Source organism: Azonexus sp. R2A61, from assembly GCF_021401135.1.
In the GTDB taxonomy this organism is placed as follows: Bacteria; Pseudomonadota; Gammaproteobacteria; order Burkholderiales; family Rhodocyclaceae; genus Azonexus.
The window spans coordinates 652564-669041 of the sequence record NZ_JACBFO010000003.1 but is presented as its reverse complement, the minus strand read 5'-3'; the positions used below and the strand labels follow the sequence as shown (position 1 = coordinate 669041).

The following is a 16478-nucleotide window of genomic DNA, read 5'->3' as shown; positions in this document are numbered from 1 at the left end:
ACTGAACGAGATGCCATGAATCCTTCCCCGTTTATTCTTCGCCCCGTCGTTGCCGCCATGCAGGCCATGTTGCTGTGCGCGAGCGTCGCGCTACCGGCGCAAGCCGCCGGTAACGCGATGCCGGAAGCCGGCGTCGCGGCCAATCGCAGTTACGACATTCCGGCCGGCCCGCTGGCCGAAACCTTGAGCCGCTTTGCCGGCGCCGCCGGCGTGACGCTGGCCTTCGACGGCGGACAATTGAACGGTCTGCACAGCGCCGGCTTGCGCGGACCGTATTCGGTCGACGGCGGTTTTGCGCGACTGCTGGCCGGTACCGGCTATGAAGCCCTGCCCACCGGCGGCAAACGCTACAGCCTGCGCAAACTGCCGGCACAATTGCCCGGGGAAAGCTCGCTGGCACCGGTCACCGTGACCGCGCGCGAAGACAGCGGCAGCGAACTGCCGCGCGCCTACGCCGGCGGCCAGGTGGCCAAGGGTGGTCGTCTCGGCCTGCTCGGCAATACCCATTTCATGGAAACGCCGTTCAACCAGACCAGCTACACCGCCGAGGTCATCGAGGACCAGCAGGCGCGCAGCCTGTCCGACCTGCTGGTCAACGAACCGTCGGTACGGCTGGCCAGTGCGCGCAGCAACATCAACGAGGATTTCTCGATCCGCGGCTTCACGGTCGCCAGTGGCGATGTCGCGCTCAACGGCATGTACGGGTTGATGCCCTACTACCGCGTGCCGGTCGAAATGGCCGAGCGCGTCGAAGTGCTGAAGGGCCCATCCTCCTTGCTCAACGGCATGCCGCCCAGCGGCAACGTCGGCGGCGCGATCAACATCGTGCCCAAGCGGGCGGGCGAGGAAGCCCTGACCCGGCTGAGCGCCAGTTACCTGTCCGATTCGATCTTCGGCGTGCATGCCGACATCGGCCGGCGTTTTGGCGAAAACAAGGAATTCGGCGTGCGTTTCAACGGCGCCTACCGCAGCGGCGACACGACGACCGACAACCAGGAACAGACCGATCAGGTCTATTCGCTGGGCCTCGATTACCGCGGCGAACGCCTGCGCGCTTCGCTCGACCTGCTGTACCAGAACCAGCGCATCGACGGCGCGGTGCGCCAGTTCATCGCCGCCGGAACCCTGACCGCCCTGCCCAAGGCACCGGAAGCCAGTCTGGCCTATCCCGGTTTCGGTTATTCGAAAACCCAGGACAAGATGATCGTCGCCCGCGCCGAATATGATCTGACCGACGCCATCACGATCTACGCCGGCCTCGGCACCCGCCGGCACGAACTCAATGCGCTGACCGGCAATCCCTCGCTGCTCAACACGGCCGGCGACTTTTCCTCCTCGCCGGCCTGGCAGATCTACCAAGTCATCAACAATGCCTACGAGGCCGGTGCCGACTGGCGCTTCGCGACAGGGCCGGTCGGACACAAGGTCGCGGTCAATGCGTCGCGCGTCGTCCAGGATGCCAAGATCGACTTCGACACCTTCTGGGCGGCCCGCAGCTCGAACCTCTACAATCCGACCTACAGTTCGACGCCGGACGTCGGCAGCGCCACGATCAAGCTCAATAACTACAACGACACGACGCTGACCAGCTACGCGCTGGCCGACACCCTGAGTTTCCTCGACGACAAGGTCAAGCTGACCCTCGGCGCTCGCCACCAGAACGTCGAGACCCAGGCCTACAACTTCGCGACCGGCGATCCGTCCGGCGGCAAGTACGACGAATCTCGGATCACGCCGGTCGTCGGCCTCGTTGTCCAGCCGCGCAAGAACCTGTCGTTCTACGGCAACTACATCGAGGGGCTGTCCAAGGGGCCGGTCGCGCCGGTGGCGGGCGTGAGCAACCCGGGCGAAATCTTTCCGCCGATCAAGACCAAGCAGATCGAGATCGGCGCCAAGATCGACTGGGGCCGCCTCGCCACCACCTTCAGCCTGTTCCAGATCGAACGCCCGAGCGCCTTCGTCTCCGGCGGCACCTACGGTGTCAACGGCGAGCAACGCAATCGCGGCGCCGAATTCGCCGTGTTCGGCGAACTGGCCCGCGACGTCCGCCTGCTCGGCGGTCTGACGCTGATGCAGGGCAAGCAGACCAAAACGGCCGACGGGACCTACGATGGCAAGGACGCCGTGGCCGTGGCCCGCCTGCAGACCAACCTCGGCATCGACTGGGACAACAGCCTGCTTCCCGGCCTCGGCCTGAACGCCCGCGTGATCCATACCGGCAAGCAGTATGCGGATCAGGCCAACCTGCTGCGACTGCCGTCATGGACGCGGCTCGACGTCGGCGCCCGCTACCGGACCAAGCTCGGCGACAAGCCGGTGACCTTGCGCGCCAACATCGAGAACCTGTTCGACCGGAACTACTGGGCCTCGTCGAACGAGGGGTATCTCTATCTCGGCGCACCGCGCACGCTGTTGATCTCGGGCAGTGTGGATTTTTAACGAAAACCGCGGGTTGACCGCAGCCACGGCGGCGGAGATCGCTCCTCCGCCTTTATCTTTTCCGGAGCATTCATGAATTTCCGACTCTGGTCGCTGATCCACAAGTGGAGCAGCCTGATCTGCACCTTGTTCCTTTTGCTGCTGTGCCTGACCGGGCTGCCGCTGATTTTCCACGAAGAGATCGAGCATCTGTCCGGTGAGGTCGAGGCGCCGGCCATGCCGGCGGATACGCCGGAGTTGTCGATGGACCGCATCGTCGCCGCGGCGCAGGCGCATCGCCCGGACAAGGTCGTCCGCTACCTGATCTGGGACGCCCATGAGCACCCGCACGTCACGCTCGCCAACATGGCCGGCTCGATGAGCGCGCCGCCCGACGACTACTGGTTCGTTGCCGTCGACAGCCGTACCGGCGCCGTGCTCGACGAGCCGAACGAGCGCGGCTTCATGTACCTGATGCTCAAACTGCACACCGACCTCTTCGTCGGCCTGCCCGGCCTGCTGTTCATGGGCTTCATGGGGCTGCTGTTCGCGCTGGCCATCGTCTCCGGCGTCGTCCTCTACCATCCCTTCATGCGCAAGCTGGACTTCGGCACCGTGCGGCGGCGCCGGACGCGCCTGCAATGGCTGGACCTGCACAACCTGATCGGCATCGTCACCGTCGTCTGGGCACTGGTCGTCGGGCTGACCGGCAGCCTCAACACGCTGGTCATGCCGCTGCTCGGCATCTGGCAGGGCGACCAGATGGCACAGATGATCGCGCCCTACCGCAACGCGCCGCCGCTCGAAACCACCGGTTCGGTGCAGACCGCCCTCGACACCGCCCGGCATAGCGTACCCGACATGGAAGTCCGCTTCGTCGCCTTCCCCGGCAGCCTGATGTCCAGCCCGCACCACTACACCGTGTTCATGCGCGGCAACACGCCGGTCACTTCCCGTCTTTTGCGCCCGGCGCTGATCGATGCGCAGACCGGCGAACTGACCGACAGCCGCGACATGCCCTGGTACATGCAGGCCCTGCTGATTTCTCAGCCGCTGCACTTCGGCGACTACAGCGGCCTACCGCTGAAGATCGTCTGGGCGCTGCTCGACCTGCTGACCATCGTCGTGCTCAGCAGCGGCCTCTACCTGTGGTTGAAGAAACGCGGCAAGCGCCGCGAGGAACTGCTCGACGAAGCCACGGAGGCGCAAGCATGAAAATCTGGTTCTGGCCCATCGTGCTCGGCCTGCTCAGCGCCGCCGCCCTGCTGGTCGGGCTGTTGTTCGACAACGCCTGGGACGAAGTCGCCACGCTGATGCTCGCGCTGCCGGTCGGTGTTGCGCTGTGGTTCGGCTGGTACCGGCGCTGATCGGGCATTTTTGCGGCAATCCTGCGGTCGACCGCAAGGTCGGCCGGTTTTCCCCGGACATTGACGGCGGGCGTCGCCGGGGCTCATTTTCGGTCCTGCGCCCGGAAGTTCGAGGTAGCTGCCTGCCTGGCAACATGGCAAACAAGCTCAACGTACTCAAAATGAATTATCGTATGGCATGTTGCATTCCGAGGAGACGTCATGTTCATTCGAAAAACGCAATGCCAACGCGCCCTGGCGACACTACGCGACGATCTGGAACGGGAGATCGCACGCTATCGCGACGAGTTGAACGCCATACGACAAAATCTCGCCTATATCGAATTCACGCCGGAAGGCATCATCCTCGACGCCAACGACAGCTTTCTCGCTGCCACGGGTTATACCCTCGACGAAGTCCGCGGCCATCATCACCGCATGTTTTGCCCACCGGCCTACACGACAACGGAAGAATACGCGGCCTTTTGGCACGATCTCGCGCAGGGCGATCCCCATCGAAACACATTCGAGCGGCTCACCAAGTCCGGTCAGACCGTCTGGCTTGAAGCCTCCTATTTTCCGGTCAGGAATGCCGCCGGCAAGATCGTCAAGATCATCAAGATCGCTGCCGACGTCACGGAAAACACCGTTCCCTGCTCGAAAAGACGGCCATGTTCAGCGCACTGAACAACGCCCTCGCGGTCATCGAATTCGCCCCCGATGGCACGATCCTCACCGCCAACGAGAATTTCCTGCGCACGATGGGATATTCGTTGCCCCAGATTCAGGGCAAGCATCACTCGATGTTCTGTACCGAGACCTTCTACCGCGAGCACCCGGACTTCTGGCGGCGCCTGGCGGACGGACACTTCGTGGCCGATCGTTTCGAGCGGATCAACAGCGCCGGCGAGCGGGTGTGGGTTGAAGCCACCTACAACCCGATTGTCGACACCCATGGCCGAGTGTACAAGGTCATCAAGTTCGCCGCCGACATCACCAACCGGGTCAACGCCAAACTCGATGCGACGACGGTTGCCACCGTCGCTTCGCGTCAAACATCGCAGATCGCGCACGAAGCCAAGGAGCAACTCGACGAGGTGGTAGCGATTTCCGACGAAATCGCACGCCATTCCAACGAAGCCACCACCGTCAGCACCCGACTCGACGACCAGATCGAGTGCATCAACGAAATCGTCGTCACCATCCAAAGCATCGCCAACCAAACCAACCTGCTATCCCTCAACGCTTCGATAGAAGCCGCGCGGGCCGGAGAAAGCGGACGAGGTTTCGCGATCGTGGCGGACGAGGTTCGCAAGCTCGCCACGAAGACCTCCGAAGCCACCGCCGAAATCGGCAATGTCGCCCACGCGAACACCGAACTGACCCGGCAGATCGCATGCCAGATCGGCCGCATCCGTGAAATCTCGACCAGTGGTCAGGCCAAGGTGCAACACGTGCGTGCGCGTATTGTCGGCGTTGACGACAGCGTGGCGAATCTCCTCGACATCGTCACCCATCTGGAGGCATGACGCGAATTCCTTGGAAGAAGCGATTCGAGGCCCACGACTCGCGATCCCGAGCGCAGACCCTGACGAGGCGAAGCAGCACTTCTGCGGTCCGCGCAAGGAAAACTGGCTGAACGTAAATGCCGGCACGGCGAATCAGGATTTGACGCCGGCCTGCGGTCGACCCGAAAATAAGAACAATTCTCGATAGCCAGCCATCCTCCGGGTAGCCAGCCAACGGTCTCGTCATTGCCGGAGTCGCCCGTGTCCGCTGCCCACCCCGTCGCCACCCTCTACACCGAGCACCACCGCTGGCTGCACGCCTGGCTGCGCAAGAAGCTCGGCTGCACCCACCAGGCCGCCGACCTCGCCCACGACACCTTCCTCCGCCTGCTCAACCACGACGAGATACCGCCCCTGTCAGAGCCACGCGCCTTTCTGACCACCGTCGCGCGGCGTGTGCTGTCGAATCACTGGCGCCACGAAAGGATCGAGCGGGCGTTCCTGGAAACCCTGGCGCACTGGCCGGAAGCGATCGAGCCCTCGGCCGAGGAAAAGGCTAGCCTGATCGAAACCCTGGTCGAGATCGACCGCTTCCTGGACGGTCTGCCAAGCGTCGTCAAACGCTGTTTCCTGCACGCCCAACTGGATGGCATGAGCCACGCCGACATCGCCGCCGAACTGAACATCTCGCTCAGCTCGGTGAAGCGCTACCTGACCAAGGCGGCGGCGCAATGCTATTTCGCGCTGGCGGTGGATTGATGCGCAGCCAATCGATGCCCCCGAAAACCCCGCCGGCCCAGGGATTTTCCCCATTTCCCCCGGTCGACCGCAGGATTCCCGAGATTTCTCCGCAAGTGGCCCGGCAGGCGGTCGCCTGGCTGATCGACCTGCAGGCCGCCGGCACCGATGCCGCCCTCCACGAGGGCTTCGACCGCTGGCGACAGGCCGATCCGGCGCACGAGCGGGCCTGGCGGCACATCGAAGCGGTCAATGCCCGTTTCGGCCACCTCGCCTCGCCGCTCGGTTCGGCGCTGGCACAGGCGGCGCTGACCCAGCCGGCCTCGCCCAAGCGGCGGCAGGCGATCAAGCTGCTGGTCGGTGCCTTGTTCACCGGCGGCACCCTGCTGGCGGCGCACCGACACACGCCATGGCCGGTCTGGGTCGCCGACGAGCGCAGCGCCACCGGCGAACGTCGTCGCCTGCAACTGGCCGACGGCAGCCGCTTGCTGCTCAACAGCGATACCGCGGTCAATATCGCTTTTTCGGCAAAAACCCGCGAGGTGCAGTTGCTGCGCGGTGAAATCCTCGTCGATACCGGCCGCGACGAGGCGTATGCACCGGCCCGTCGTTTTGTGGTGAAGACGCCGCACGGCGAACTGGTGCCGATCGGCACTCGCTTCGCGGTGCGCCTGCACGCCGACCGCACACGTCTCGATGTCTTCGCCGGCGCGGTCGAGATTCGGCCGACCGCCGACCAGCGCAGGCTGACGGTCGACGCTGGCGAAAGCGCCGAATTCGCCGAGCCGGCGGTACTCGCCACCGGCCCCGCCGATGCCGACCGGATCGCCTGGCAGGACGGGATGCTGGTCGCCAGCCGGATGCGTCTCGCCGATTTCGTCGCCGAACTCGACCGCCACCGCCGCGGCCGCCTGCGCTGCGACCCGGCGATCGCCGAGTTGCGAATCTCCGGCTCCTTCCCGCTGGCCGAGCCGGAGCGCATCCTCGACGCGCTGCGCAGCACGCTGCCGGTCGAGATTCATTACGTGACGCGTTACTGGGCGACGGTCAGACCGGCGCACCGCAGCTAGAAAAATATTTTCGCCGGGCTGAGCTGTTTGCGGATCTGAAGAGACATGGAGGGTAAGCCTCGATGCTTGCCACCCCATTCAAGGATTCGATCATGACTCAAGACCATCCCTTCCGCCGCACGCTGCTTGGCGTTGCCGTCGCCCTCATGACGAGCACCGCGCTGGCACCGGCGGCCCATGCCGACGGCACCGCCAGCAGTGCGGCAAGCACCCACAAGAAATACGACATCGGCCCCGGTTCGCTGGAAAACGCGCTCAATCGCTTCGGCCGTGAAGCCGGCATCCTGCTCGCCTTCCCCAGCGAGCTGGTGAGCGGCCTGAACAGCGCCGGACTGCGCGGCACCTACACCCCACAGGAAGGCCTCGACCGTCTGCTCGACGGCAGCGGCCTCGAAGGCTTCCGCGATGCCAGCGGCAAGTACGGGCTGCGCCGCGCGATCCCGGCACCCACCAGTGGCGAAGCAACCCTGGCGCCGGTCCGGGTCACCGCCGGCCTCGCCGGCAGCGCCGCAACGCCGGGCCGGGTCAATGCCAAGACGCTGCAACGTTATGCCGCCAACGACCTCGAGGACATCTTCGCCGGCCAGCCGGAAGTCGCGGTCGGCGGCGGCCACGGCATCGCCCAGAAGATCTTCGTGCGCGGCATCGAGGACACCCTGGTCAGCGTCTCAATCGACGGCACGGTCCAGGGCAACCGCGGCTTTCACCATGCCGGCCGGCTGCAGCTCGAACCGGAGTTGATCAGCCGGGTCGAGATCATGCCCGGCGTCGTCGACGCCACGGCCGGCCCCGGTGCGCTCGGCGGCGCCGTCCGCTTCATCACCAAGGACCCGGAGGAAATGCTGCGCCAGGGAGAACGGGCCGGTGCCCTGGTCAAGGGGGAATACACCAGCAACGCCGAAGGCTACAAGGCGCACACCACGCTCTTCGGCCGCCTCGGCGACAATTGGTCGGGCATGGCTTCGCTGACCCGCCTCGATCAGAGCGACTACAAGGATGGCGGCGGCAAGCAGGTCTATAGCACGGGCTCCGAACAGGAATCGAGCTTCTTCAAGATCGTCGGCAAACTGACGCGCGAACAGACCCTCCGCCTGACCTACGACCGGCACGACAACCAAGGCATGCGCAACCAGCGTCCGCAATGGGTGCGCAGCGCATGGAATCCGGCCTACCCGATGCGCAGCGAGCGCAAGACCTGGAATGCCGGCTACACCTGGAAATCGGAGAATCCGCTGATTGACCTGGCCGGCAACGTCTACCGGACGAACACCGACTTCCAGCAGAACGTGATCGGCCGCTGGGGCGTCTATCTCGCCCAGATGGAATCGACCGGCTTCGACCTGCGCAATACCAGCAGTTTCGCCAACCATCGCCTGACCTATGGCACCGACTACCGCCGGGACAAGGTCAACGCCGGCTCGCTGGCCAACCCGCACGAAGAGAACGGCCACGGCAAGGTACAGGGTTTCTTCGTCCAGGATCGCATCCAGTTGGCCGAACCGCTGCACATGGACGTCGGCGTCCGCCACGACCGCTACGAAGTGGTCGACGACAGCGGCAGCCGGCTGACCGCCAGCGGCTACAGCCCGAACATCGGCTTCAGTTACGCGCTGACCCCGGAACTGCTGCTGCTCGCCGGCCATTCGCGTTCGCTGCGCGGGCCGGGCAACATGGATGCCTTCAAGATGTCGGTGGCAACCAACGCACCCGGACTGAAGGCCGAGAAGGCGCGCTCGTCGGAGCTCGGCTTCGAATACGAAAACGACGATCACCTGCGCTTCGGCGGCAAGGTGTACGACACCCGGATCGACAATGCCATTCTGGACCCGCTCGGTAACCCGAGCCGTTACGAAAACGTCGGCGAACTCCGCTCACGCGGCTTCCTGCTGCATGCCGGTTACCGCTGGCAGCGCCTCAGCCTGGCCATCAACTACCACCGCAATTTGCTCACGCTGAACGACGAGGTCCCCAACGGCTATGCCCACAACGGCCTCGGCATCAGCCAGGGCAACACGGTCACCGCCAGCGCGGATTACGCGATGAGCGAGCGGGTCGACATGGGTTGGCAGGGGCGTTTCGTGCGCGGTATCGACGACCAATGGACCAGCGTCGGCCGGGTCGACAAGCCGGGCTACGGCGTGCATGACGTCTATGCCCGCTGGCGTCCGACCGGCCGCGACGACTACACGCTCAGCATCAGCATCAGGAATCTGTTCGACAAGGACTATCTCGACCACGCGACCACCGAGGACTTCCAGCACATTCCGGGCTTCGCCGGCGTCGTCGGCTCGCGCGAACCGGGACGCGAATTCCGGATCGGCCTGAGCGCCCGCTTCTGATCCCGATGCGGCGGTCGATCGTCGTCCTGCACCGGGTCGTCGGCCTGACGATGGCCCTGTTTCTGGTCGTCGCCGGGCTGACCGGCAGCCTGCTGGTCTGGTACGAAGAGATCGATGCGGCGGTCAATCCCGGCTGGCTGCGGATCGTCCCGCCGAGCGACGGGCAGGCGCCGCTCGACCCGCTGCAGTTGCGGGCTGCGGTGCTCGAACACTATCCGCAAGCCAGCATCCATTATTTGACCTTGCACGGCCGAGCGGACCGCGCGGCCGTCTTCTGGCTGCAAGCCAGCGACGGAAAACCGCTCGCGGTCGACACGGTCTTCGTCGACCGTTACACCGGCAAACTGCTCGGCGCCCGCCACCACGGGGAGATCGGCGAAGGCATCCACAATCTGGCGCCGTTCCTGTACGAACTGCATCGCTCGCTCGCCCTGGGCAAGACGGGCAAGCTGCTGCTCGGTATCGTCGCGCTGCTTTGGACAATCGACTGCTTCGCCGGGGCCTGGCTGACCTTTCCGGCCCCCGCCCGACGCCCGGCCAATGCCGGCTGGCGCAACTGGCTGCGCCGCTGGGGACCGGCCTGGAAGCTGCGCTGGCAGGCCGGCAGCTACAAACGCCATTACGACCTCCATCGTGCCGGCGGGCTGTGGCCATGGGCACTACTCTTCGTCTTCGCCTGGAGCAGTGTCGCCTTCAACCTGCCGGAGGTCTATACGCCAGTCATGAATTCGCTGTTCGATCATCAAGCGGAACCGAGAACGCTGGCGCCGCGCCTCCCACGGGCACAGCCGCAACCGGGACTGGCCTGGCCGGCGGCACTGGCACGCGCGCGGCAACTGATGGCGGCCGAAAGCCGGACGCGCGGTTTCATCGTCCACGAAGAAAGCAGCCTGCGTTACGACCCGCGGAGTGCGAGCTTCCATTACCGCGTGCGCAGCCAACTGGACGTCAACGAAAAACGTGGCAACACCACGGTCGTCTTCGACGCCAACGACGGTCGCCAACTCGGCGTTTTCCTCCCGACCGGCGCTGCCGGTGGCGATACCGTCAGCACCTGGCTGCTGACGCTGCATCTCGCCCATCTCTGGGGAATGCCTTACCGCCTCGCAGCGACGGCGATCGGGATGATCGTCGCCATGCTGTCGGTCACCGGCATCTACCTGTGGTGGAAGAAGCGGCGGGCACGTCGAATGCGCGCAAGCAAGCCTTCCTGACTGACAATGTCGGCACTGCATCGAATCAGGATTTGACGCCAGCCTGCGGTCGACCCGAAAATAAGAACAATTCTCGATAGCCAGCCATCCTCCGGGTAGCCAGCCAACGGTCTCGTCATAGCCGGAGTCGCCCGTGTCTGCCACCCACCCCGTTGCCCATCCCGTCGCTGAACTCTATGCCGACCACCATCACTGGCTGCTCGGCTGGCTGCGCCATAAGCTCGGTTGCCGGCAGCAGGCGGCGGATCTCGCCCACGACACCTTCCTGCGCATTCTCGGCAGCCGGCAGGACAGGCTGGCCGACTTGCGTGAACCGCGCGCCTACCTGACCACCATTGCACGCGGTCTGGTCGTCGACCAGTTCCGCCGGCGCGAACTGGAACGGGCCTACCTGGCGTCGCTAGCCGCCGAGCCTGAAAGTGCGGCGCCATCACCCGAACAACGGCAACTGGCGCTGGAAGCGCTGATGGAAGTGGACCGTCTGCTCGACGGCCTGTCCGCCAAAGCGCGCAGCGCCTGGCTGTACAGCCGGCTGGACGGCCTGACGCACGGCGAGATCGCTGCCTCGCTCGGTGTTTCGGTGCCGCGCGTGCGCCAGTACCTGGCCGCCGTGGCGCGCCAGTGCTACGAACTGCGCTACGGCCCTGCCGCCTGATCCGATGAAACCGCACGACGACACGCCGGTTTCCCGGCGCGTGCTCGACGAGGCCATCGCCTGGCAATTGCGCCTGGACGACGCCGAAGATACCGAGCGCACGGCCCACGCAGCCTGGCTGGCGGCGCATCCCGAGCACGCCCGGGCATGGCGGCAACTGTGCCGCATCGACGCCGAACTATCCGATCTGCCGGCCCAGGCTTGCATCCGCCGGACGTTGACGAAACCGCGGCGCAAGGCCGTGTGGAAAACGGCGGCCGTCCCGCTGACCCTGTGCATGGCGCTCGGCCTGGGTGCCGCCGTACTCGACCGTTTCCAGCCGGTCGCCGGCCTGCTCGCCGATTACCGTACCGGAACCGGCGAACGGCGAACCTTCACGCTGCCGGACAATACCGTCATCGTGCTCAACGCCCGTACTGCGGTCGACCTCGATTTCGACGAAAAAACCCGCGCCATCCGCCTGCGCGAGGGGGAAATCCACGTTCAAACCGCCCATGGCGATCCGGCGGAAACTCGGCCGTTCGTGGTGTTGACCGCACAAGGCAGCCTGCATGCCCTCGGCACGCGCTTCGTTGTCCGCCATGAAGCGGATACGACCGAGCTTTCCGTCACCGAATCCGCCGTGCTCGTGCGTCCGGCGCCTTGCCCGACCGACCGGGCCAGTCCATGCCCGGCCGAGCGCCGGGTCGACGCCGGCCAGCAGTGGCGAATCGCCACCGATGAGCCCTACCGCCTACCGGCCGCCGATACGGGTGCCGATGCCTGGCTGGATGGCATGCTGGTGCTCGACGGCGCACCGCTCGCCACCGTCGTCGCCCGACTGGCGCGCTACCGGCCCGGCCTGCTGCACGTGGCGCCGGAGATCGCCGACCTGCGCGTCACCGGCACGCTGCCGCTCGACGACGGCGAACGCGCCCTGGCGGCGCTCGCCGCTTCGCTGCCGGTGCGCGTCGTCAAACATGGCGATTGGCTGGTCCGCATCGAAGGAAAACCCGGGCCCTGATTTTTTCGCGGCAGGCCTATCACTTTCCGGAAGTGGTTCGGCAAACAGGGAAGCGTCATTCATTTCCCCATTCAAGGAGTTTGCCCATGCCTCGTTGCCGCCCCGCCACCGTCTTCCTGCGTCCGCTCGCCCTGAGCCTGCTGCTGGCGCTCAACGGCGCCATACTCCCGACGGCCCACGGCCAGACCGGCGCCCTCCAGTCGTACGACCTTCCCGCCGCCCCGCTGGCCACGACGCTGAACCGGATCGGCCGCGACGCCGGTCTGGCCCTGACGGTGGACAGCACCCTGGTCGGCAATCGTCAGGCAGCACCGGTGCGCGGCCGGCTGTCGCCGGAACAGGCGCTGCATGCGGCCCTGAGCGGCAGCGGGCTGGAACTGGTCAGAAGCGATACCGGCACCTACACCTTGCGCAAGGCACCGGCATCGTTCCCGGGAGAGGCAACGCTGGCGCCGTTGACGGTGACGGCAGACGCCCAGCGGGAAAACGCCTGGGGGGCGCTCGACGGCTACGCGGCCAGGCGCAGCGCCACGGCGACCAAGACCGACACGCCGATCGTCGAGACGCCGCAATCGATCACCATCATCGGCGCCGAAGAAATCGAGACACTGAAATCGCAAAGCCTGCAGGACGCGTTTGGCTACGTCGCTGGCGTCAACCGCGTCGAAGGCCAGGACCGGACCAGCGACGCCTTCTTCCTGCGCGGTTTCAAAACCGGTAACAGCAGCATCTTCCGCGACGGCCGCCTGTACGTCGTCAATTACTACAACGGCCAGCAGGAGCCCTACGGCCTTGAACGCATCGAACTGCTCAAGGGCGCTGCATCGGTGCTCTATGGATCGGCGGCGCCCGGCGGGCTGATCAACACCGTGAGCAAACGCCCGAGCACCGAGACGCTGCGCGAACTCAATGCCGAACTGGGCAGCTTCGATCGCAAGCAGGTTTCCGGCGATTTCGCTGGCGCGCTGGACCGCCAGGGCGACTGGTCGTACCGCCTGACCTTCCTGAAACGCGACAGCGACACCGCGATCGACCATGTCCCCGACAACCGGACCTACATCGCGCCGGCACTCAAATGGCAACCCGATGCCGATACCTCGCTGACCCTGCTGGCCGACTACCAGAAAGACCATACGGTCTATGTCGACGGCTTGCCGGCCGAGGGCACGGTACTGAACAACGTCAACGGCCGGATTTCGCGCACGCGGTTCACCGGCGAACCCGGCTACGATAAATTCAAGCTCGAACGCTATTCCGTCGGTTATCTTTTCGAGCATGCCTTCAACGCGCAATGGAAGCTCCGGCACAGCCTGCGCTACTACCACGCGCAAAACGAATACAACTATGTCTGGGGCTGGGGGCTGAGCAGCGACCAGCGCTCGACGGCCTACCGCGGCGCCCAGGATCGCTGGGACCGCTCATCGGCCATCGCCACCGACAGTTCGTTGCAGTACCAGGCGACGCACGGCTTGTTCCAGCACACCGCCTTGATCGGTATCGACTATGCGCTGCCGGAACACGAGTCCGAACGCTACAACCGCGACGCGGACAATCTGGACTACTACGCCCCGGTCTACGGCAAGGCGCTCGGCAGTGCCACGCCAGCCCCGTTCTCGTGGAGAAGCAAGATGAAACGCCTGGGCATCTACGCCCAGGAGCAGGTGAAGATCGCCGATCGGTGGGTCGTCCTGCTGGGCGGGCGCCAGGACTACGTGCGCTACGACGAAAAAGCTTTCTTCACGGATGACAAGACGGTGGACAACGAGAAAAGCCAAGCTTTCACCGGGCGTGCCGGCCTGGTCTACCTGGCGGACAACGGATTGGCCCCCTTCGTGAGCTTCAGCGAATCCTTCGAGCCGACCGACGGCAAGGATCGTCTGGGCAATCGCTTCAAACCGACCACCGGGCAGCAATACGAAGCCGGGGTGCGCTACCAGCCCAAGGGCTCGGATACGCTGATTTCAGCGGCAATCTACCAATTGACTCAGGACAACGTGACCGTTGCCGATCCCGCCAACAGCAATTACTCGATCCAGGCCGGCCGGATCCGCTCGCGCGGTTTCGAACTGGAAGCGCGCACCCGGCTTGGCCGCCATGGCAATCTGATCGCCGCCTACGCCTATACCGACGCCCGCACCCTCAAGGCCAGCCCGCTGCAGCCGCAGCTGGAAGGACAACGTTCCAATTCGACGCCTTACAACCAGGTCTCGCTCTGGGGCGACTACACGCTGGACGCATTCGGGCTGGCCGGCGTCAAGCTTGGCGCCGGCCTTCGCTATCTCGACGAATCGCTCGGCCAGGCACAAGGAACGACCGTCACCGTTCCCGGCTTCACCCTGATCGACGCCATGGCCAGCTATCGGACCGGTCCGTGGAAATTCGCGCTGAACGTCACCAACCTGACCGACAGAACCTACATCGCCAGCTGCACCTACGGTTGTTTCTACGGCGAGCCACGCAAAGTGATCGGCAGCATCAGCTATCGCTGGTGACCCATTTTTGCGGTCGACGCCCGGTCGACCGCAAAAACGCACCGCGCGCTGCGATTGACGGCAAGCCCCACATAACGAGAAAATGAGAACAATTCTCGATAGCCAGCCAACCTCCAGGTAGCCAGCCAGCGGTCTCGTCCTTGCCGGAGTCGCCCGTGTCTGCCATCCACCCCGTTGCCGAACTCTATACCGATCACCATTCCTGGCTGCACGGCTGGTTGCGGCGCAAGCTCGGCTGCACGCACCGCGCCGCGGATCTCGCCCACGATACTTTCCTGCGCGTACTGAGCACACCGAAGCTCGATGAAATCCGCGAACCGCGCGCCTGGCTGCGCACGGTAGCGCATGGCGTGATGGTCAACCACCTCCGGCGGCAGGACCTCGAGCGGGCCTACTGCGAAGCCTTGGCGGCGCAGCCGGAAAGCTTGGCGCCGAGCCCGGAGGCGCGGGCGCTGGTACTCGAAGCCCTGCTGCAGATCGATGCCCTGCTCGACGGCCTGCCGGCCCGGGTACGCAGCGCCTTCCTGCTGTCGCAGCTCGAAGGGCTGACTTATGCCGACATTGCCGGCCGACTCGGCGTCTCGCTCAGCATGGTCAAGAAGTACATGCTGCAGGCGATCACCCATTGCATGCAGATCGAGCGGCCATGAGCCCGGCCTGCCGCACGGCCGAGCCCGGCCCGGAAATCCTGCATGAAGCCGCTCGCTGGTTTGTCCTGCTTTCCTCCGGCGAGGCCAGCGAAGCGGATCGCCGGCGCTGGCAGGCCTGGCGTGCCGAAAATGCGCTGCACGAAGCCGGTTGGCAGCGCGCCCAGGCGGCTTGCACGCTGTTTTCCGGCATTCCCGCCGGCCAGACCCGGCCGGCTTTCGACGCCCTGGAACGCCGCCCGGGCGTCAGCCGTGGCCGGCGGCGCACGCTGGGCGGCATTGCCGGCCTGTTTGTCGCCGCATTCGCCGGCTGGCATGGCTGGCGCGTTAGCGACCGCTCGGCGGATCACGTCACGGCAATCGGAGAACAACGCGAAATCGTGCTGGCCGACGGCAGTCGCCTGCAGCTGGACACCGATTCTGCGGTCGACATCGCGTTTTCGGACAAAATGCGCCTGGTCCGCCTGCGTCGCGGGCGGTTGATGATTGCCACCGCCCGGCAATCCCGCAGCGACCCGCCGCCCTTCCTGGTCGAGACGGCCGAGGGCCGGATTCAGGCGCTGGGCACGCAATTCACCGTACAGCAGGCATCGGGCAGCAGTGCCGTCGTCGTGCTCGAATCGCGGGTCGCCATCCACGTCGAGAACGGCGCCGGCGAAGCGCCCATCCTGAACGCCGGCCAGGCTGCCCGTTTCAACCGCCGCGGACTGCTGGAGCGACGCCCGCAAACCCCGGCCGATGCAGCCTGGCACAAAGGCATGCTGGTGGCCGACGCGATGCCACTGGGCGAATTCATCGACGAACTGGCGCGTTACCGCAGACAACCGCTGCACTGCGCGCCGGCTGTACGCCAACTGCGCATTTCCGGCACCTACCCGCTGGCCGACACCGAGCGGACGCTGGCGGCGCTGGCCGACACGTTGCCGGTCCGCGTCGAAGCCCTCCGGGCGGACGACCCGTCGGGCGGCCAGATCGTCGTCGCCAGGAAATAATCGGCGAGCGCGCTGTACTTTTTCTGCCCTCGCTTGGCAAGAAAGGAGAACCCCCT

General features: G+C 65.3%; 14 protein-coding genes. All 14 read left to right on the top strand.

The genetic code is table 11. The annotated features are described in order from the left end of the window. Positions 1–15: 15 nt before the first annotated feature. Positions 16–2439: a TonB-dependent receptor gene (locus L0962_RS13085; protein WP_234086882.1), complete on the top strand. Its 2424-nt coding sequence runs from the start codon at positions 16–18 to the stop codon at positions 2437–2439. A gap of 72 nt (positions 2440–2511) precedes the next feature. Continuing rightward, positions 2512–3633 carry a PepSY domain-containing protein gene (locus L0962_RS13080; protein ID WP_234086881.1) on the top strand — a complete coding sequence of 374 codons (1122 nt, stop codon included), beginning with the start codon at positions 2512–2514 and terminating at the stop codon, positions 3631–3633. Then, on the top strand, positions 3630–3785 hold the full coding sequence (locus L0962_RS13075) for a hypothetical protein (RefSeq protein ID WP_234086880.1): 156 nt from the start codon (positions 3630–3632) through the stop codon (positions 3783–3785). The genes L0962_RS13080 and L0962_RS13075 overlap by 4 nt, the downstream gene beginning before the upstream one ends. A gap of 201 nt (positions 3786–3986) precedes the next feature. Next, positions 3987–4451 (top strand): PAS domain-containing protein, encoded by a 465-nt coding sequence (locus tag L0962_RS13070; protein WP_234086879.1) that lies wholly within the window; start codon positions 3987–3989, stop codon positions 4449–4451. Continuing rightward, positions 4436–5293, top strand: a complete 858-nt coding sequence (locus L0962_RS18245) for a methyl-accepting chemotaxis protein (RefSeq protein ID WP_301332266.1) — start codon at positions 4436–4438, stop codon at positions 5291–5293. The genes L0962_RS13070 and L0962_RS18245 overlap by 16 nt, the downstream gene beginning before the upstream one ends. A 240-nt stretch (positions 5294–5533) precedes the next feature. After that, the gene (locus L0962_RS13055) at positions 5534–6031 is read left to right on the top strand and encodes a sigma-70 family RNA polymerase sigma factor (RefSeq protein ID WP_234086878.1); all 498 of its coding nucleotides are present in this window, start codon (positions 5534–5536) and stop codon (positions 6029–6031) included. Between the two features lie 14 nt (positions 6032–6045). Then, the gene (locus tag L0962_RS13050; protein WP_234086877.1) at positions 6046–7080 is read left to right on the top strand and encodes a FecR domain-containing protein; all 1035 of its coding nucleotides are present in this window, start codon (positions 6046–6048) and stop codon (positions 7078–7080) included. A gap of 92 nt (positions 7081–7172) precedes the next feature. After that, a complete protein-coding gene (locus L0962_RS13045; RefSeq protein WP_234086876.1) occupies positions 7173–9419 on the top strand; it encodes a TonB-dependent receptor in 2247 nt (748 codons plus the stop codon). Positions 9420–9424: 5 nt separating this feature from the next. Then, positions 9425–10633, top strand: a complete 1209-nt coding sequence (locus L0962_RS13040) for a PepSY domain-containing protein (RefSeq protein ID WP_234086875.1) — start codon at positions 9425–9427, stop codon at positions 10631–10633. A 133-nt stretch (positions 10634–10766) separates the two neighbouring features. After that, positions 10767–11288, top strand: coding sequence for a sigma-70 family RNA polymerase sigma factor (locus L0962_RS13035; protein WP_234086874.1), 522 nt, complete (start codon positions 10767–10769; stop codon positions 11286–11288). A 4-nt stretch (positions 11289–11292) separates the two neighbouring features. After that, positions 11293–12291, top strand: coding sequence for a FecR domain-containing protein (locus L0962_RS13030; protein WP_234086873.1), 999 nt, complete (start codon positions 11293–11295; stop codon positions 12289–12291). A gap of 86 nt (positions 12292–12377) precedes the next feature. Further along, positions 12378–14783 carry a TonB-dependent siderophore receptor gene (locus L0962_RS13025; RefSeq protein ID WP_234086872.1) on the top strand — a complete coding sequence of 802 codons (2406 nt, stop codon included), beginning with the start codon at positions 12378–12380 and terminating at the stop codon, positions 14781–14783. A gap of 155 nt (positions 14784–14938) precedes the next feature. Next, positions 14939–15433, top strand: a complete 495-nt coding sequence (locus L0962_RS13020; RefSeq protein WP_234086871.1) for a sigma-70 family RNA polymerase sigma factor — start codon at positions 14939–14941, stop codon at positions 15431–15433. Next, the gene (locus L0962_RS13015; RefSeq protein ID WP_234086870.1) at positions 15430–16422 is read left to right on the top strand and encodes a FecR domain-containing protein; all 993 of its coding nucleotides are present in this window, start codon (positions 15430–15432) and stop codon (positions 16420–16422) included. Before L0962_RS13020 ends, L0962_RS13015 begins: the two co-directional genes overlap by 4 nt. Positions 16423–16478 lie beyond the last annotated feature (56 nt).